The following is a 20,800-nucleotide window of genomic DNA, read 5'->3' as shown; positions in this document are numbered from 1 at the left end:
GCGTGGCGTGCAAGCATTAATCGAGTCGGTGGGTTCACTTTCTGCGCAGCAAAAGAAAGCGTTGGCGGTCATGCTCAAGCAACAAGGCATCAACCTGTTTGAGATCGCCCCGGTTTTCAAGCGTCAGGAAGGCGAGCCGCTTCGACTCTCTTATGCGCAGGAGCGGCAGTGGTTTTTGTGGCAGTTGGAGCCGCAGAGCACCGCATACCACGTGCCTCGGGCGCTGCGTCTGGTGGGAGAGCTGGACGTAGCAGCCTTGCAGCGCAGCTTCGACACTCTGGTTAGCCGGCATGAAAGCCTGCGCACGCACATTGAGCCCGATGGTGACAGCGCCTTGCAGGTCATTGTCGAAAACGCGCGGGTGGAAATCACCTTGGTCGAGGCCCAGGCATTCCAGGTCAAAGACTGGGTGCAGGCCGAAATTGACCGGCCGTTCGATTTGCAGCAAGGCCCGTTGCTGCGAGTGAAACTGCTGCGCCTGGCGCCGCAGGAGCATGTGCTGGTACTGGTGCAACATCACATCGTCTCCGATGGCTGGTCGATGCAGGTCATGGTCGACGAGCTTGTGCAATTGTATGCCGCCCATGTCCAGGGGCTCGAACCGCAGCTACCGGCCTTGCCAATCCAGTACGCCGACTATGCACTGTGGCAGCGCAGCTGGATGGAAGCCGGCGAGCGCGAGCGGCAACTCGCGTACTGGGAAAACCTGCTGGGCGGTGAGCAGCCCGTGCTGGAATTGCCGATGGATCGCCCACGGCCTGCGATACAAAGCTACCGCGGTGCACGTCTGGACCTGGCGCTGGATGCCGCGTTGGTCACCCGCCTCAAAACCATGGCGCAGCGCGAAGGTGTGACGCTGTTCATGCTGCTGCTGGCTTCATTCCAGGCGGTGTTGTATCGCTACAGCGGTCAGGGGGACATTCGCATCGGCGTGCCGGTGGCCAACCGCAATCGCGCGGAGACCGAGGGCCTCATCGGCTTTTTCGTCAACACACAGGTTCTCAAGGCTGACATCGACGGGCAGATGAGCTTTCGCGAGCTGTTGCACCACACTCGTGAGCGCGTGGTGCAAGCCCAGGCCCATCAAGACTTGCCTTTCGAGCAATTGGTCGAAGCGCTGCAGCCGGAACGCAGCCTGAGTTATAACCCGCTGTTCCAGGTAATGTTCAACCACCAGACCGATACCCAGCGCGTCGGCGCCAGCGCAACGGGTCTGCAGGTCCAGGGGTTGGAGTGGGACAGCAAGACCGCGCAATTGGATCTCAACCTGGATACTCAGGAATCGGTCGAAGGCATTCAGGCGTCCCTGACCTATGCCACGGACCTTTTCGACGCCCCCGGCATGCAGCGCCTGCTTGCACATTGGCTGCGTTTGCTGCACAGCGTCAGCCAGGATTGCACCCGCCGTGTCGGTGAATTGCCGCTGCTGGAGGATGCCCAGTTGCAGCACATGGTGCATGACTGGAACGCTACCCAGCGGGCGTTCGCCCAGGATATGGGCGTGCATCGCCTGTTCGAAGACCAGGCTCGGCTGCGCCCGGATGCGACGGCACTGGCGTGCAACGGCCAAGTGCTGAGCTATGGCGAATTGAACCGACGTGCCAATCGACTGGCCCACCGTTTGCGCGGCGCTGGCGTCGGCCCCGACGTGCTGGTGGCGGTGGCTTTGGAGCGCTCGGTCGAGATGGCGGTGGCGCTGTTGGCAACCCTGAAGGCCGGCGGTGCCTACGTGCCGCTCGACCCTGGTTTCCCGCCTGATCGATTGGCCTTTATGCTCGAAGACAGCCGCGCGCACGTTGTGCTGACGGCCGGCAGCCTGCGTCAACAGTTGCCGTTGGCGGTCGGTCAGCAGGTGCTACTGATGGACGAAGACGCGGATGGGCGCTACAGCAGCGTCAACCCAGACGTCGAACTCAGTGGTGAGCACCTGGCATATGTGATCTACACGTCCGGCTCCACCGGCAAACCCAAGGGCGTGATGGTGCGCCATGCCGCGCTGAGCAGCTTCACCCAGGGCATGGCCGACACCTTGGGCATTGATGCACAAGCACGCCTGTTGTCGTTGACCACCTTCTCTTTCGATATTTTTGCCCTGGAGCTTTACGTTCCCCTGGCGGTGGGCGCGACGGTGGTCCTGGCCGACAAGGACACGTCCCTGGACCCGGAGGCCATCCTCGACCTGGTGCAGCACGCAACCATCGACGTGCTGCAAGCCACGCCATCGACCTGGCGCATGCTGCTGGACAGCGAACGTTGCGCCGTACTGCGCGGAATCAAATGCCTGTGTGGTGGTGAGGCGCTGCCCGCCGACCTGGCCGAGCGCATGCTCGCCTGGCAAGGCACGCTGTGGAACCTGTACGGCCCGACCGAGACGACCATCTGGTCGGCCGCCTATCCATTGCTTGAGCCTGTGCCGTTTGTAGGGCGACCGATTGCCAATACGTCGCTGTTCATCCTCAACGCCACGCTTACGCCTTGTCCGCTGACGGTGCCCGGTGAACTGCTGATAGGTGGCGTCGGTTTGGCTCGCGGTTATTTCGGCCGGGCGGCCATGACGGCCGAGCGCTTTGTGCCCAACCCGTATGGCGGTCCTGGCGAACGCTTGTATCGCACCGGCGACCTGGCGCGCTATCGCGAGCAGGGGGTGGTGGAGTACATCGGCCGCGTCGACCATCAGGTTAAGGTGCGGGGTTTCCGTATCGAATTGGGCGAGATCGAGGCGTGCCTGCGCGAGCAGCCAATGGTGCGCGAAGCAGTGGTGATAGCTGACCATGAGCAGTTGCTTGCCTATCTGGTCACCCGCCAACCGCTGGCCGAGCAGGAACAGACCGCACTGCGGGAACAGCTCAAGACAGCCTTGCGTGCACGATTGCCGGAATACATGGTGCCGAGCTATCTGGTGCTGCTGGAGCGGATGCCGCTGACCCCCAATGGCAAGCTGGACCGCAAGGCCCTGCCAAGGCCCGACGCTGGCGCGTTGCAAAAACATTACGTGCCACCCGTGACCGCACGCGAGTGCCAGGTGGCGGCGATCTGGGCCGAAGTGCTGGGCGTGGCCCAGGTCGGTCTGTCGGATCACTTCTTTGAAATCGGCGGGCACTCGTTGCTGGCGACACGCGTTGTGTCTCGCGTGCGCCAGGCATTGGCAATCGATGTGCCACTCAAAGCGTTGTTCGAGCAGCCCGAGCTGGGGCGCTTTGTGCAGGCACTCTCCGACAGCGTGCTGGACGTGCAGCCGATTGCCCGCTGCGCGCGCGATCAACCGCTGGCATTGTCCTATGCCCAGGAGCGCCAGTGGTTCCTCTGGCAGTTGGAGCCTCACAGCGCGGTGTATCACATCCCCGCAGCCCTGCGTCTGCAAGGCGCACTGGACCGCCAGGCGCTGCAACGCAGTTTCGATGGCTTGCTTGCACGCCATGAAAGCCTACGCACGGTGTTTGTCACGGAGGGTGAGCGCACCGTGCAGCGGATGGCTGCGCCAGCGGCGTTGCGGATCGAAGAGCAGACCCTCGCTACCGATGATCCGGCCGTGGTGAGGGCCCAGGTCGAGGCGGCAATCGCCGAACCGTTCGATTTGCGCACCGGGCCGTTGTTGCGCGTCCGGTTGTTGCAACTGGCAGCGGATCAGCATGTGCTCGTCCTGGTGCTGCATCACATCGTCAGCGATGCCTGGTCGATGCAGGTGATGGTCGAGGAGCTGGTGCAGTCCTATGCCGCGCTTAAGCTGGGCCTGGAGCCGCAGTTGCCAGCGCTGCCGATTCAGTATGCCGACTATGCGGTGTGGCAGCGCGACTGGTTGCAGGCCGGTGAGCAGGCGCGCCAGTTGGCCTATTGGCGTGAGCGTTTGGCCGGCGAGCAACGGGTGCTGGACTTGCCGCTCGATCATCCCCGCCCCCCGGCGCAAAGCCACCGCGGTGCGCGTGTGGAATGGCTGTTGGACCCCGCGTTGCTGGAGGCTTTGCAGGGCCTGGCCCAACGGCAAGGCGCGACGCTGTTTATGGTGTTGCTGGCTGCGTTCCAGGCATTGTTATATCGCTATACCGGCCAGTCGGATATTCGCGTGGGCGTGCCGATTGCCAACCGCAATCGGGTGGAAACCGAGCGGTTGATCGGTTTTTTTGTCAACACTCAAGTCCTCAAGGCCGACATCAGCGGCGAGCTGTCGTTTGTCGAGCTGCTCCAGCAGGTCAAGCAGGCGGCCTTGGAAGCCCAAGCGCATCAGGACCTGCCGTTCGAACAACTGGTCGAAGCGCTGCAGCCGGAACGCAGCCTGAGCCATAGCCCACTGTTTCAAGTGATGTTCAACCATCAGATCGATGCGCGCGGCACTGCGGCGCCGCAGGCGATGGGGCTACAGGTTGATGCTCTGGAATGGGACAGCCACACCGCGCATTTCGATGTGAGTCTGGATACTCAGGAAACCGTCGATGGGCTTTGGGCGACATTGACCTACGCCACCGATCTGTTCGAGGCCGCCACGATTGAGCGTATGGCGCAACACTGGCTAAGCGTATTGCGGGCCGTGGTTGAACGCCCTAACGAACACCTTGCAGACCTGCCGATGCTGGGTGCCAGTGAGCGTCAGCGTCTTACGCAGACCTGGAACGCCGGCGCACCGGCCGCGCCTTGGACGGGCGGGGTGCAGCGTCTGTTCGAGGCGCAGGCACGGCAGCGCCCACACGCGGTAGCGTTGGTGCTCGATGGCGTATCGCTGAGCTATGCCGAACTGAACCTGCAGGCCAATCGCCTGGCCCATTGCCTGGTGGCCCACGGCGTCGGGCCGCAAGTGCTGGTGGGGATTGCCGTTGAGCGCTCCTTCGCCATGGTGGTCAGCCTGCTGGCAGTGCTCAAGGCGGGCGGGGCCTACGTGCCCCTCGACCCGAGTTACCCGCGCGAGCGTCTGGCCCACATGCTTGAAGACAGCGGTGTGCGTCTGGTGCTGACACACGCCCACGTGCCTATCGTGCTTCCCGAAGGGGTCGCAGCCTTGGCCATTGACCAGGCAGGACTGGCCGAGTACTCCGGTGAAGACTTGGCCTTGGCGATCGGCGCGGATCATCTGGCCTATGTGATTTACACCTCCGGCTCTACCGGCAAACCCAAGGGCGTTGCCATCGACCATGGCGCCCTGAGCGAATTCGCGAGCATTGCCGCCGGCTATTCGCAGCTGACGCCCCAGGACCGTGTGCTGCAATTCGCCACGCTTAACTTCGATGGTTTTGTCGAGCAACTGTATCCGGCCTTGACCCACGGCGCGGCGGTGGTCCTGCGTGGCGCGTCGCTATGGGACAGCGGCCGGCTGTATACCGAGATCTTGAGCCAGGGGATTACCCTGGCCGATTTGCCGACCGCCTATTGGCACCTGTTTGTGCTTGATTGCCTGGCCGCCGGGCCCCGTTCGTATGGTGCCTTGCGCCAAGTGCACATCGGCGGCGAAGCCATGCCGCTGGACGGGCCCGCACAATGGGTACGCGCTGGCCTGGGCCATGTGCGTCTGCTCAATACCTATGGGCCGACCGAGGCGACGGTGGTGTCCAGTGTGCTGGATTGCAGCGCAGCGGATGAAGCCCTGAGCGCTACCGCCAGCCCTATTGGCCGCTCGTTGCCAGGGCGCGCCCTGTATGTCCTGGACCGCGATCTCAACCTCGCACCCCTGGGGGCGGTGGGCGAGTTGTATATCGGCAGCGCCTGCGGCCTGGCTCGTGGGTATTTGAATCGTGCAGGGTTGACGGCCGAGCGTTTTGTCGCCAATCCGTTCGCTGACGCTGGCGAACGCCTGTACCGCACCGGTGACCTAGCCCGTTATCGTGCCGACGGCGTGATCGAATACGTCGGGCGTGTCGATCATCAAGTCAAGATTCGTGGCTTCCGTATCGAATTGGGTGAGATCGAGACGTTGCTGCTGGCCCAGGCCAATGTCCGCGAAGCGGTGGTGCTGGCCGTCGATAACCTACTGCTCGCGTACCTGGTGGCGGATCAGCAGGAGACTGCGGCGCTGGGTGAAACCCTCAAGGCGGTATTGCGTGAACAACTGCCGGATTACATGGTGCCGGCGCACCTGGTCTTTCTTGACCGCTTGCCGTTGAACCTCAATGGCAAGCTGGATCGCCAAGCCCTGCCCAAGCCTGACGCGCATCTTTCGCAGCCGGCCTGGGTGGCACCGGTCAGCGCCGTCGAGCAACAAGTGGCAGCGATCTGGGCCGATATTCTGGGGGTGGCACGGGTCGGGCTGACGGATCACTTCTTCGAGCTGGGCGGGCACTCGTTGCTGGCCATGCAGGTGACTTCGCGTCTTCGCCAGGCGCTGGCCCTTGAGGTGCCGCTCAAATTGCTGTTCGAGCAGCCGCGCCTGCAAGGTTTCGTCGCAGCGTTACCCGCCTGCGTGAGGGCCGACCAAGGGCGCGCGCCGGCGCTGGTTGCGTTGGCGCGTGACGGTGAGGTACCGCTGTCATATGCCCAGGAGCGCCAGTGGTTCCTCTGGCAGTTGGACCCGGACAGCCGCGCCTACCACGTGCCGAGTGTGCTGCGCCTGAAGGGGCCGTTGGACATTGGCGCGCTGCAACGCAGCTTTGATCATCTGGTGGCCCGTCATGAGAGTCTGCGCACCGTGCTGCGCCACGGCAGCGATGGCACCGTGCAAGTCGTGCGCGAGCCTGCGCCGGTGGTCATCAGTCACAGTAATGTCCAGGAAGCTGATCTGCAGACGTGTGTGGAAGCGAAAATCGCCCTGACCTTCGATCTGGAGCAAGGGCCGCTGCTGCGCGTGGATCTGCTGCGCCTGGCCGAGGATGATCACGTACTGGTGCTGGTGCAGCACCATATCGTCTCCGACGGTTGGTCGATGCAGGTGATGGTCGAGGAATTGGTGCAGGTCTACGCCGCCTTTAGCCAAGGCCAAGAGGTGCGACTGCCGCCACTGCCGATTCAATATGCCGATTACGCGATGTGGCAACGCCAGTGGATGGAGGCGGGCGAGAAGGCGCGTCAGCTGAGCTACTGGCGCGAGCTGCTCGGCGGTGAGCAACCGGTGCTGGAGCTGCCGTTCGATTATCAGCGCCCGGCGGAGCAGAGCCATCGCGGCGCGCGTTCGCACATAGAAATACCCACGTCGCTGTTGGTCGACCTCAAAGCCCTGGCCCAGCGCGAAGGTGTAACGCTGTTCATGCTGTTGCTGGCCTCGTTCCAGGTTCTGTTGCACCGCTACAGTGGCCAACAGGACATTCGCGTTGGCGTGCCGATTGCCAACCGCAACCGTGTGGAAACCGAGCGTCTGATTGGTTTCTTCGTCAACACCCAGGTGCTCAAGGCCGAGATCGATGGGCAAACCACTGTTGGCGGCTTGCTGCAGCAGGTCAAGCAGCGGGCGTTGGAGGCCCAGGCCCATCAGGACCTGCCCTTCGAGCAATTGGTCGAAGCGCTGCAGCCGGAGCGCAGCCTCAGTCTGAACCCGTTATTCCAAGTCATGTTCAATCACCAGGCCGAACGACGGCAGGGGATGTCGACTGCGGCCTTGCATGAGCTGCGCGTCGAAGGGCTGGCCTGGGAAAGTCATACCGCACATTTTGATCTGGACCTGGATGTGCATGAGTCGAGCGAGGGGCTGGCAGCCTCTCTGGGCTACGCCACCGACCTGTTTACCGCCGCCACCATCGAGCGCATGGGCCGCCACTGGCACAACCTGTTGCAGGCAATGGTGGCCGACCCGCAGCAGAGCATCGGCCAGTTGAAATTGCTGGATGACGCGGAGCAACAGCACATTCTGCACCTATGGGGCCGCAGCGATGCCGGCTTCTCGGCCCAGCGCCTGGTGCACGAATTGTTCGCCGACCGCGCCCGGGAAACCCCCGATGCCGTAGCGGTGAAATTCGACACCCAAACCCTGACCTACGGCGAGCTGGACCGCCAGGCCAACCGCCTGGCCCATGCGTTGATTGCCCGTGGGGTTGGCGCCGAGGTTCGCGTGGCTATCGCCATGCCGCGCAGTGCCGAGATCATGGTGGCGTTCCTGGCAGTCATGAAGGCTGGTGGAGTGTATGTGCCGCTGGATATCGAATATCCGCGTGATCGGCTGCTGTATATGTTGGAGGACAGCTGCGCTCAGTTGCTGCTGACGCATTCGACGGTGCAGCCGCGCTTGCCGATCCCGGATGGCCTGCATGTCCTTGCAATTGATCACACACCGCTCTGGTCCGACAATCGCGATACCGCCCCCAACGTCGCACTGGACGGCGCCAACCTCGCCTACGTGATCTACACCTCCGGCTCCACCGGGATGCCCAAAGGCGTGGCGGTGGCCCACGGCCCTTTGGTGGCGCATATCATCGCCACTGGCGAACGCTACGAAACCGGCCCGACCGACTGCGAACTGCACTTTATGTCGTTCGCCTTCGACGGTTCCCACGAAGGCTGGATGCACCCGCTGATCAACGGCGCCAGTGTGCTCATCCGCGACGACAGCCTGTGGCTGCCCGAGCACACCTACGAACAGATGCACCGTCACCACGTGACCATGGCGGTGTTCCCGCCGGTGTACCTGCAACAACTGGCCGAGCATGCCGAACGCGATGGCAACCCGCCGAATGTGCGCGTGTACTGCTTTGGCGGCGATGCGGTGGCCCAGGCCAGTTACGACCTGGCCTGGCGCGCGCTGAAACCGACGTACCTGTTCAACGGCTATGGCCCGACCGAAACCGTGGTCACGCCATTGCTATGGAAAGCGCGACGCGGCGACCCATGCGGCGCGGTGTACGCGCCGATCGGCACCTTGTTGGGCAACCGCAGCGGCTACGTACTGGACGCGCAGCTCAACCTGCAACCCATCGGCGTGGCCGGTGAGTTGTACCTGGGCGGGGAGGGCGTGGCGCGGGGTTATCTGGAGCGCCCGGCACTGACCGCCGAGCGCTTTGTGCCGGACCCGTTCGGCAAACCCGGCAGCCGCGTGTACCGCAGCGGCGACCTGACCCGCGGGCGTGGGGATGGAGTGGTGGATTACCTCGGGCGTGTGGACCACCAGGTGAAAATCCGTGGTTTCCGTATCGAACTGGGCGAGATCGAAGCGCGCCTGCGCGAGCAGGACAACGTCGGCGAAACCGTGGTGGTGGCCCACGATGGCCCGTCCGGTAAGCAACTGGTGGCCTACGTGGTGCCGGCCCGCGCCACCGACGACGGCGCGCTGCGCGACAGCTTGCGCCGCGCCCTGAAAACCCGCCTGCCGGACTACATGGTGCCTACGCACTTTATGTTCCTGGCGCAGATGCCGCTGACCCCCAACGGCAAGCTCGACCGCAAGGGCCTGCCGGCGCCGGACGCGAGCCTGATGCAGCAGACCTACGTGGCGCCCGAAACCGAACTGGAGCAGCAAATCGCCGCGATCTGGGCCGAGGTGCTGCGCTTGCCCCAGGTGGGGGTGAACGACAACTTCTTTGAGCTGGGGGGCGACTCGATCATTTCGATCCAGGTGGTCAGCCGCGCGCGGCAGGCTGGTATTCGCTTCACGCCCAAGGATTTGTTCCAGCACCAGACCGTGCAAAGCCTCGCCGCGGTAGCTCGTCAAGGCGAGGGCGCAGTGGTGCTCGATCAGTCCGCCTTGACCGGCGAGCTGGCGCTGCTGCCGATCCAACAGGCCTTTTTTGCCGATCAGATCCCTCAGCGTCACCACTGGAACCAGTCTGTGGTCCTGCGCCCGCACCAGCCGTTGCAGCCGACCATACTGGGGGCCGCCTTGCAGGCGTTGATCGTGCACCATGACGCCTTGCGCAGTGCGTTCGTCCACGGGGCGAGCGGTTGGAGCGCTGCCTATCGCGATGCCGCGCAGCATCAGGCCGAGCAAGTACTGTGGCACGTCCAGGTGAACGATACCGAGGCGTTGGCAGCGCTGGGCGAACAGGCCCAGAGCAGTCTCGACCTGGATGCAGGCCCGCTGTTGCGTGTGGTGCTGGCGGACCTGGCCGACGGCTCGCAACGCTTGCTGCTGGTGATTCATCACTTGGTGGTGGACGGTGTTTCGTGGCGCATCCTGCTGGAGGATTTGCAAACGGCTTACCGCCAGATTGCCCAGGACGGCCGCGCGGTACTGCCGACCAAAACCAGTTCGATTCGCGCCTGGGCTGAGCGGCTGCGCCGGTATGCCGGCAGTGCTGCGTTGCAACAGGAACTGGCCTGGTGGCAACAGCAGTTGCACGCCAGCCCGGACGGCCTGCCTGGAGCGAACCCACAGGCCAGCCTCAGTAATCGCCATGCCTTGAATGTAACGACCCACCTCGACCAACGCTGGACCCGACAGTTACTGCAGGAAGCCCCAAGCGCCTACCGCACCCAGATCAACGATCTGTTGCTGACGGCCCTGGCCCGGGTGATGGTGCGCTGGACGGGAACCCCGTCGATGCTGATCAGGCTGGAAGGCCATGGCCGCGAAGACGTGTTCGATGACATTGACCTGACGCGCACGGTCGGCTGGTTCACCAGCCTCTACCCGCTGCAACTGGTGCCGGCGCCGAGCCTGGCGGATTCGCTCAAAGGCATCAAGGAGCAACTGCGCGCAATTCCTGACAAGGGCCTGGGCTTCGGCGCGCTGCGCTACCTGGGCGAGCATGCTGCGCAGCAAGCATTGAGCCAACTGCCACGTCCGCGCATCACCTTCAACTACCTGGGCCAGTTCGACGGCAGTTTCGACGACGCCGGCCAAGGCAGTCTGTTTGCACCGTCGGGCGATGCTGCCGGTGCCGATCAAAGCCTCGACGCGCCACTGGGCAACTGGTTGGAAATCAACGGCCAGGTGTACGGCGGCGAGCTGAGCTTGAGCTGGAGTTTCAGCCGCGAGATGTTCGACGAGGCCACCGTGCAACGCTTGGCGGATGATTATGCCGAGGAGCTCAAGGCGCTTATTGAGCACTGTTGCCTGCCGATCAATCGCGGCGTGACGCCGTCGGACTTTCCATTGGCCGGGCTGACTCAGGCGCAATTGGACACGTTGCCGCTGGTGTTGGCAGAGGTCGAGGACCTGTATCCGTTGTCACCGATGCAGCAGGGTCTGTTGTTCCAGTCCTTGTACAGTGAGGGCTCGGGGGACTACATCAATCAGATGCGCGTGGATGTGCGCGGTCTGGATGTGCCGCGTTTTGAGCGCGCCTGGCAAGCGGCGGTGGACCGCCACGAGGTGCTGCGCAGTGGCTTCCTCTGGCAGGCTGAGTTGAACCAGCCATTGCAGGTGGTCTACAAGCATTTGCACGTGACAGTGTTGGAGCACGATTGGCAGGGGCGTGAGGATCGCGCCGCCGCGCTTGATGGTCTGGCCGCTACGCAACGCGCCCAGGGCTTTGCCCTGGAACAGGCGCCATTGCTGAATCTGGTGCTGGTGCGTACCGGGCCGTCCAATCATCATTTGATCTACACCCATCATCACATCCTGATGGATGGCTGGAGCGGTTCGCAGCTGTTTGGCGAGGTGCTGCAACACTATGCCGGGGAGCCTTTGCGTCCGGCGCTCGGACGTTACCGTGATTACATCGGTTGGTTGCAGGGCCAGGACAAAGTCGCCAGCGAAGGATTCTGGAAAACCCAGCTGGCCGCGTTGCAAGAACCCACACGCCTGGCCCGTGGCGCGTCGACTGGCCTTGATGGGCTGCCGATGGCCAACGGTGAACACACACTTAACTTCGAACCGGCGCAGACCCAGCGCTTGAAAGCTTTTGCCCAGGGCCACAAAGTCACGCTCAACACGCTGGTGCAAAGCGCGTGGCTGCTGCTGTTGGCGCGCCAGACTGGCCAGGCGACTGTGGCCTTTGGCGCCACGGTGGCGGGGCGTCCGGCGCAATTGCAGGGAATCGAGCAGTTGGTCGGGTTGTTCATCAACACCCTGCCGGTGGTGGCTACCCCGGACCCGCAAATGTCGATCGGCCAATGGCTGCAGCAGATCCAGGCGCAAAATCTCAGGTTGCGCGAGCAGGAACATACCCCGTTGTTCGACGTACAACGCTGGGCTGGTTTAGGCGGCGAGGCGCTGTTCGACAGCATCCTGGTGTTCGAGAACTACCCGGTGTCCGAAGCCTTGGAGCAGGGCTCGCCTACGGGGCTGCAGTTTGGCCCAGTGCAGAATCTGGAACAGACCCACTATCCGCTGACGGTGCTGCTGGGCGTCGGGCAGACTCTGGGGCTGGAGTTCAATTACAGCCGGCAAGCCTTCAGCGACGCGGATATCCAGCGCCTGGCTACGCACTTCAGCCATTTGCTGCTGGCCTTGGCAAACCCGGTACATACACGTTTGGCCGACTTGCCGTCGGTGACTGCCGCTGAGCGTCACACTACGGTGTATGCCTGGAACCAGACCGCACGCGACTACCCGCAAGACCAATGGGTGCATCACCTGATCGAAGCCCAGGCCAAACGCCAGCCGCAGGCCACGGCCCTGGTGTTTGCCGAGCAACGTATCGACTACGCCGAGCTCAACCGCCGCGCCAACCGCCTGGCCCATCGCTTGATCGAGGCCGGTGTCGGCCCGGATGTGCGGGTGGGGCTGGCAGTCGAGCGCTCCTTCGACATGGTCATCGGCCTGCTTGCGGTGCTCAAAGCCGGCGGCGCCTATGTGCCGCTGGACCCCGACTACCCACGCGAACGCCTGGCCTACATGCTCGACGACAGCGGCGTGCAACTGCTGCTGACCCAAGCGCCTTTGCTCAGTCAGTTGCCGATTCCGCATGGCTTGGAAACCCTGGTGCTGGGCGAGTCGAGTTACGAGCAATACAGCGAGCAAAACCCAGCTGTCGCGCTGGACGGCGAAAACCTCGCGTACGTGATCTACACCTCGGGCTCCACCGGCCAACCCAAGGGCGCGGGCAACCGTCATTCGGCCTTGCTCAACCGCCTGCAATGGATGCAGGAAGCCTATGGGTTAAGCGCGGCCGACAGCGTATTGCAAAAGACCCCGTTCAGTTTCGACGTGTCGGTGTGGGAGTTTTTCTGGCCGCTGATGACCGGCTCGCGGCTGGTGATTGCCGCCCCTGGCGATCACCGCGATCCAGCCAGATTGATCCAGGTGATCAACGCCGAACAGGTCACCACGCTGCACTTTGTGCCGTCGATGTTGCAGGCGTTCTTGCAGGATGCGGCGGTGTCCAGTTGCCGGAGCCTGCAACGCATCGTGTGCAGCGGCGAGGCGTTGCCGGTGGATGCGCAGCAGCAGGTGTTCGCCAAGCTGCCGCACGCTGGGCTGTACAACCTGTATGGCCCGACCGAGGCCGCCATCGACGTGACCCACTGGACCTGCGTCGACGAAGGCCGCGACACGGTGCCGATTGGCCGTCCGATTGCCAATCTGGGCTGCTACCTGCTTGACGACAATTTCGAACCGGTACCGGTCGGCGTGCTGGGCGAGCTGTACCTGGGCGGCGCGGGCCTGGCCCGTGGTTATCACCGCCGTCCTGCATTGACCGCCGAACGCTTTATCGCCCACCCGTTCGTCCACGGCGAGCGCCTATACCGCACCGGCGACCTGGCGCGCTACCGCGAAGACGGAGTGATCGAATACGCCGGGCGTATCGACCATCAGGTCAAGCTGCGCGGCCTGCGCATCGAGCTGGGCGAGATCGAAGCGCGGTTGCTGGAACACGAGCAGGTCCGTGAAGCGGCGGTGCTGGCGGTGGACGGCAAGTACTTGGTGGGTTACCTGGTGCTGCACCATGCCGGAGACGACTGGCGCGAGGTGCTCGGTGCGCACCTGGCCGAACACCTGCCGGATTACATGGTGCCGGCGCAGTGGGTACTGCTGGAGCAGATGCCGTTGAGTCCCAACGGCAAGTTGGATCGCAAGGCGCTGCCCAAGGCCGATGCGGGCCAGCCGTCCAGTGTTTATGAAGCGCCGCAAAGCGAGCTGGAGCAGCAGATTGCGGCGATCTGGGCGCAGGTGCTGGAAGTCGAGCGCGTGGGCCTTAATGACAACTTCTTTGAACTGGGCGGGCATTCCTTGCTGGTGATCAACGTTATTTCGCGTATGCAGCTTGAACTGGGCCTGCGACCTTCACCGCAGGATATTTTCCAGCACCCGGATGTACGGCGCCTGGCGGCGCACCTTGAAGGGCAGGGCGGTGCGGTGACGCAAGACAAACTCAGCCGTCTCGATGCGCTGTTTGATGATATGGAGCCGTTTTGATGGACACTCAGGTTGCACAACGCATCGTCAAACGGTTTATCGGCTTGCCGCTGGAACAGCGTCGGGTCTACCTGCAAAAGATGCTCGCCGAGGATGTCTCGCCCGCCAACTTACCGATTCCAGTGACCCGCGATGAGGCGCCGCAGTTGCTGCTGTCCTACGCTCAGGAGCGGCAGTGGTTTATCTGGCAGTTGGAGCCCGACAGCGCCGCTTATCACCTGCCCACGGCGCTGCGCTTGCGTGGGCCATTGGACGTCGCGGCATTGCAGCGCAGCTTCGATAGCCTGGTTGCCCGCCACGAAACCCTGCGTACCTGCCTGCGTCAGGACGGCGAGCGTCGGGTGCAGGTGGTCGACCCACAGGCCACAGTGCGGATCCAATCCATGGAGATTGACCAGGCCCAGGTGACCGACCGGTTGGACGCGCTGATCGCCCAGCCCTTCGATTTGCAGAACGGCCCGTTGCTGCGCGTCGCCTTGATGCGTCTTGACGCGCAAGAGCATGTGCTGGTGTTGGTTCAGCACCATGTCGTGTCGGATGGGCACTCGATGCAGATCATGGTCGAAGAACTGGTGCAGTTATATGCCGCGTACGCCCAGGGGTATGAGGCGCAATTACCCGCCTTACCGATCCAGTATGCCGATTACGCCTTGTGGCAGCGGGCGTGGATGGAGGCTGGCGAACAGGATCGCCAACTGGATTATTGGCGCGGTCGCCTGGGGGGCGAGCAGCCGGTATTGGCGCTGCCGTTCGATCGTGCCCGCCCGCTGCTGCAAAGTCACCGTGGCGCGAGCCTGGACATTGCGTTACCGGCGGGCCTGGTGGCTGCGCTGCGCGACCTGGCGCAGCGCGAAGGCGTGACGATGTTCATGCTGTTGCTGGCCTCGTTCCAAGTGCTGATGTATCGCTACAGCGGCCAGCCGGATATCCGCATCGGGGTGCCGACGGCCAACCGCAATCGTGTCGAAACTGAACGCTTGATCGGCTTTTTTGTGAACACCCAAGTGATCAGGGCGGATATCGACGGGCAGATGTCAGTGTCCACGTTATTGCAGCAAGTGCGGGCCCGTGCGCTGGAGGCTCAGGCGCATCAGGACCTGCCTTTCGAACAATTGGTGCTGGCCTTGCAGCCGGAACGCAACCTCAGCCATAACCCCTTGTTCCAAGTGATGTTCAACCACCAGGCCGATACTCGCAAAGCCGGCAGCGCCCAGTCGCCGGGGCTGCTACAGGTCGAAAGCCTGGAGTGGCAGAGCCGCACCGCGCAGTTCGACCTGAGCCTGGACACCCGCGAGTCCGCCGACGGTATCTGGGCCGCGCTGACTTACGCCACGGACCTGTTCGACGGGCCAACCGTGCAGCGCATGGCCATGCACTGGCAGCATCTATTGCAGGGTATGGCCCAGGATGCACGGCAACCGATTGGGCAACTGGAGATGCTCGACCGCGATGAGCGACACCGCATCGTCCACGGGTGGAACGCCACCGCCCAGGCTTACCCTCTGCACCGCTGCGTGCATCACTTGATCGAGACGCAGGTCGAGCGCACCCCCGAAGCGCCGGCGCTGTATTTTGCCGAGCAATCCTTGAGCTACGTCGAGCTTAATCGGCGTGCCAACCGCCTGGCACATCGCTTGATAGCGTTGGGAGTTGGCCCGGATGTGCTGGTCGGGCTGGCGGTAGAGCGCTGCGTCGAAATGGTGGTGGGACTGCTGGCCGTGCTCAAGGCCGGGGGCGCCTATGTGCCGCTGGACCCGGAGTACCCGCGCGAACGCCTGGCCTACATGCTGCAAGACAGTGCGGTGAAGTTGCTGTTGACCCAGACTCAGGTGCTGCAAGCACTGCCGATACCCGCAGGTCTTGAGGTGCTGCTGCTGGATGAGGAAAGGCTCGATGGGCTCAGTGATGCCAATCCTAATGTCGCTTTGGACGGCGAGCACCTGGCCTATGTGATCTATACGTCCGGCTCTACCGGCAAACCCAAGGGGGCCGGCAACCGTCATGGCGCGCTGACCAACCGCTTGTGCTGGATGCAGGATGCCTACTGCCTGGACGCCCGCGATGCGGTGTTGCAGAAGACGCCGTTCAGCTTCGACGTATCGGTGTGGGAGTTCTTCTGGCCATTGATGACCGGCGCACAGCTGGTGGTTGCCGCGCCAGGCGATCACCGCGATCCCGAGCGCTTGATCGGCCTGATCGATCGCCATCAGGTCACCACATTGCATTTTGTGCCGTCGATGCTGCAGGCGTTTGTACAAGACCCAGGCGTCATCCGCTGCCAAAGTCTGCGCCGCATCGTGTGCAGTGGCGAGGCGTTACCGGTGGACGTGCAGCAGCAGGTCTTCGCCAAACTGCCCTGGGCCGGGCTGTATAACCTGTATGGCCCGACCGAAGCGGCCATCGACGTGACCCACTGGACCTGTGTCGCCGAAGACTGCGACAGCGTGCCCATCGGCCGGCCGATTGCCAACCTGGCCACGTATGTGCTCGATGCGCAATTGATGCCGGTGCCGGCGGGCGTGTCGGGCGAGTTGTACCTGGGCGGCGTCGGACTGGCGCGCAGCTACCATCAACGACCGGCACTGACTGCCGAACGGTTTGTGCCGTGCCCGTTTCATGCCGGTGCGCGGCTGTACCGCAGTGGTGATCGGGTACGCCAGCGCTCTGACGGGGTGATTGAGTACCTGGGGCGCCTGGATCACCAGGTCAAGCTGCGTGGCTTGCGCATCGAACTGGGCGAAATCGAGGCGCGTGTGCTGGAGCACGAATGGGTGCGTGCGGCGAGTGTGCAAGTCGTGGAAGGTAAGCACCTGGTGGCCTACGTGGTGGTGCACGACGCGGTCGAGGGCTGGCGCGATGCGCTCAGTGCGCATCTGGCGCAGCATCTTCCGGACTTCATGGTGCCTGGGCAATGGGTGGTGCTCGACCGCATGCCGTTAAGCCCCAATGGCAAGTTGGACCGCAAGGCCCTGCCCACGCCCGATGCCCCACAACAGGCCGCCTACTTGGCGCCGCAGAGCGTGCACGAGCAACAACTGGCGGCTATCTGGTCCGATCTCTTGGGCGTGCCACGGGTGGGCCTGCGCGATAACTTCTTCGAACTGGGCGGTCACTCCCTGCTGGTGTTGTTGCTCAAGGAGCGCATCCGTGCCGTAACCGGGGTCAGCGTATCGGTGGCCCAGTTGATGCTCAACCCCACGGTGCAGGGGCAAGTCGACAGCCTGCACGGCAGCACCCGCAGCGATTTGCTCGTGCCACTTAACAGCGGCGCGCCGGGCACGCCATTGTTTGTTTTCCACCCCAGTTACGGTTCGGTGCATTGCTACAAAGCGATTGCCCTGGCACTGCGTGAACAACGACCGGTGATCGGGGTGATCTGCCGCGCGCTGGCGCAAGAGGGCGGCGAAGTCCCGTCCTGGACAAGCATGGTTGAGGATTACACCGCTCAACTGTTGGGGGCACAACCTCAGGGCGCTTTCCGTCTGGCAGGTTGGTCGCTGGGGGGGAATCTGGCGATGGAGGTGGCTTATCGTCTGGAACAGGCCGGTCGTGAAGTGGCTTGCGTGGGTTGGATCGATGCGCCGCCGCCGTACCGCGTCGCCGGGTTCTGGGATGCACAAACCGCCGCCGAAGAGCGCGTGGTGTCCGTCAGCGAGCAACGCGCCGAGATGCTCGGTGTGCTATTTCCGCACCATGCCGAACAGCTCCACGCCGTGTGGCTGGGCAGCAGAGACGAGGGTGACGATACGCAGCGGTGGGCGAGGGTGGATAGCTGGGCGCAACGCACCTTGGGCACTGCCTACGAAAGCTTGCGGCATGAGTTGCTGGAGGGCAGTGAAGCGCAGGTGTCCTGGGAGGTGAAACGCTTGCTGGACCTCAGGTTGCAGGACGCCGACTATGCGCCGATCAAAGCCCCCATCGCTTGCTGGTGGGCATCGCGCAGCAAGGGCGGGCAGCATCGTGAGCTGATTGAGTCCAGTATGCGGGCCGTCATCGGCGCGGCGGGGATCACCCAGTCGACGCTGATCGACACGACTCACGACCGGATTGTCGATAACCCTCAGTTTGTCGGCAGTTTTGCATCAGTCATGGGCTAATGCCCCAGGCAAACAAAAGCCCCTGGCCACATAAATGGCCAGGGGCTTTTTTATTACGGCCGAGTTAGAAGCTCCAGCGCGTGGTCAGCATGACGTTGCGTGGGTCACCGTAGTACGAGGAGTTATAGAAGCCGATGTTGGTGTAGTACTTCTTATCGAACAGGTTGTTGACGTTGAGGGTGGCGGACACATTGTCGGTCACTTGGTAGCGTGCCATTACGTCCACCAGCCAGTACGGGTCCTGCGAGAATTTGTCGGTGGTCCTTTTCGGGCGGTTGTTCAGGTACTGCCAACCCTCACCCTGCCAGCGCGCGCCACCGCCCAGGGTGAGTTTGTCCCAGGGGCCGGTAAGCTTGTAGGTGGTGTAGAAGTTGACCTGATCTTCCGGTTCCCACGTGGACACCTTCGTACCGCTCTGGTCGCGAATGATCTTATGGGTGTATCCGGCCTGCAATTGCCAGCCAGGTGCAAGTTCGCCGGAGATTTCCGCTTCATAGCCTTTGGTCTTGGCGGTGATGCCCTTGTAGGGGTTGTCGACCAGGGACTTATCGGCGGTGCTGTCGAATTCCGCGCGGTTTTCCTCATGCACTTCGAAGTAAGCCAGGCTGGCGTTCAGGCGGCCCTCGTAGAACTCGCCCTTGAGACCGATCTCGTAGTTGGTGCCTTCATCCGGCTCCAGCATTTTGTTGCTCGCGTCCCGATACGCCGTTTGCGGCAGGTAGATCTCGGTGTAGCTGGCGTAGAGGGAGTAGTTGTCGTCCAGATCATAGGTCAGGCCGGCATAGGGAATGACTTTGCCGGTGTCCTTGGTATCGCTGGTACCCGTGACCTGATAGTTGGCGATACGCGTGCCGAGCAACAGGTGCAAGTCATCGGTCAGGCTGAAACGGCCGGTCATGTACACGCCGGATTGGCGGGTGGTTTCGTCGTTTTTGAAACCGACATCGCCCCAGTTCGGCTCAATGCTGTCGCCATTCCAGTTGTAGAAGTCAATGACGTTATTGGTGTATGTCGCACTGTAGTAGTCCTTGCCAACCCAATGGGACGACGAGATGGACGAGCCGATCACCAGCTCGTGTTCGCGCCCGAGCATGCTGAATGGGCCGGTCAGGTACATATCACCGCTGTCGCTGACGGTTTCACCGGTGTACTTTTGGCCATAGACCGAAGACAGCCCGGTGGTCGGATTCGGTGAGGCCAGGGAGCCCAGGGGAGCGTTGTAGCCGTTGATCTGGTGGTTGTACTGCCCTTTGGCGACCCAGCCGTTGCTGAAGGTGTGTTCCAGCGTGGCGAACGCGGTGCGCGAGTATTGCTCCCACTTGCTCCATTTCGCGCCATTGTTGAAGGAGCGCGGCAAGGTGATCGGGTTGCCTGCCGAGTCATACACAGGACTGCTGCCGGACCAGCTGGAGCCTTGGGGGTCGTTGTCCTGGTAATCGGCGCCTACCGTGAGCAGGGTGTCTTCATCCAGGTCGACTTCAAGAATGCCGTAGAACACGCTGGTTTTACGCTGATAGTGGTCCATGAACGAGTGCTCGTCCTGGTACGCAGCCACGGCGCGACCTCGCACGTTACCGGTCTCGGTCAAGGGGCCGCTGACGTCGATTTCCGAGCGGTATTTGTCCCACGATCCCGCGCCCAGCTCCACATGCCCCTGGAACTGCGCAGTAGGTTTTTTGCGCACCAGGTTGATGGTGCCGCCGGGGCCGCCAGCGCCGGTGAGCAGGCCGGTTGCGCCTTTGAGCACTTCGACCCGGTCGTAGATGGACATATCGGTCAGGGTCTGCCCGGCCGAGTAGGGCGCGTTACGGGTCATTGGAATGCCATCGTACTGGAAGTTCTGGATGGCAAAACCGCGCGAATAATAGTTGGTGCGTTCACTGTCGTAAGTCGAGACGGTGATGCCCGGTGTATGGCGCATCACGTTGTCGATGCCGGTCAGCCCGAAGTCATCCATGGCCTGGCGGGTAACCACCGAGATCGATTGCGGCGTTTGTCGGGGGGTGAGGACCATGCGCGTGGCGGTCGCAATGGTGCCTGGGGTGTAGGAACCGGTGCCTTCGGTGACCGTACCCAACTGGTTCGCGTTGACCTGGGTCGCACCCAGCTCCAGGGTACTGGAGCTGCTGTTGGCGCTGATGGTTATGGCGTTGCCCTGCAAGCTGTAGTTTATCCCCGAACCTTTGAGCAGCGCGGCGATGGCCTGTTCCGGTGCGAGCTTACCCTTGACTGTGGCGCTGCTTTTGTTCTGGACGTCCGTCGGGCTGTACAACACTTGCATATTGGTCTGGCGACCAAATTCCTGCAGCGCCGTCCCCAACGGTTGTGCAGGAATATTGATCTCAAGCGCCTGGGCTTGAACATAACCGGCAAGAGGCAGCGACACCGCAAGCGCGAGCGCGCTGGGCTTGAGGTTGACATGCAGGGCCCTTCGCATGGATAGCGCTTTACTCAAGGGGCTCAGACCGAGTCGTGCAGACATGGGGCGTTCTCTTCTATGTTTTAGGTGGGCAGTTTGATTTTATTGAGGTTAGTTCTCATTAACAGTAGTGAGACGTTC

At 62.7% G+C, this 20,800-nt stretch carries 3 protein-coding genes; 2 read left to right on the top strand and 1 reads right to left on the bottom strand.

Annotated features, from left to right (window positions below; genetic code table 11):
* Positions 1–7: 7 nt before the first annotated feature.
* Entirely contained in the window at positions 8–14,143 is a 14,136-nt protein-coding gene (locus tag K1567_RS04985) for a non-ribosomal peptide synthase/polyketide synthase (RefSeq protein WP_310794491.1), read from the top strand.
* Positions 14,143–18,240 carry an amino acid adenylation domain-containing protein gene (locus K1567_RS04980; RefSeq protein WP_220698205.1) on the top strand — a complete coding sequence of 1,366 codons (4,098 nt, stop codon included), beginning with the start codon at positions 14,143–14,145 and terminating at the stop codon, positions 18,238–18,240. Before K1567_RS04985 ends, K1567_RS04980 begins: the two co-directional genes overlap by 1 nt.
* A gap of 64 nt (positions 18,241–18,304) precedes the next feature.
* Here K1567_RS04980 and K1567_RS04975 read toward each other — a convergent pair whose 3' ends face one another.
* Positions 18,305–20,722, bottom strand: a complete 2,418-nt coding sequence (locus K1567_RS04975; protein ID WP_034096973.1) for a TonB-dependent siderophore receptor — start codon at positions 20,720–20,722, stop codon at positions 18,305–18,307.
* Positions 20,723–20,800: the final 78 nt, after the last annotated feature.

Origin of the sequence: Pseudomonas sp. S5F11, from assembly GCF_019641515.1 — a bacterium.
Classification (GTDB): domain Bacteria; phylum Pseudomonadota; class Gammaproteobacteria; order Pseudomonadales; family Pseudomonadaceae; genus Aquipseudomonas; species Aquipseudomonas rhodesiae.
The sequence above is the reverse complement of the archived record's forward strand: the minus strand, read 5'-3'. Positions and strand labels throughout refer to the sequence as shown.

Bases quoted from the DNA above. Each gene is read 5' to 3' on its own strand.
- K1567_RS04980 (WP_220698205.1), top strand. From the start codon at position 14,143: ATGGACACTCAGGTTGCACAACGCATCGTCAAACGGTTTATCGGCTTG.
- K1567_RS04975 (WP_034096973.1), bottom strand. From the start codon at position 20,722: ATGTCTGCACGACTCGGTCTGAGCCCCTTGAGTAAAGCGCTATCCATG.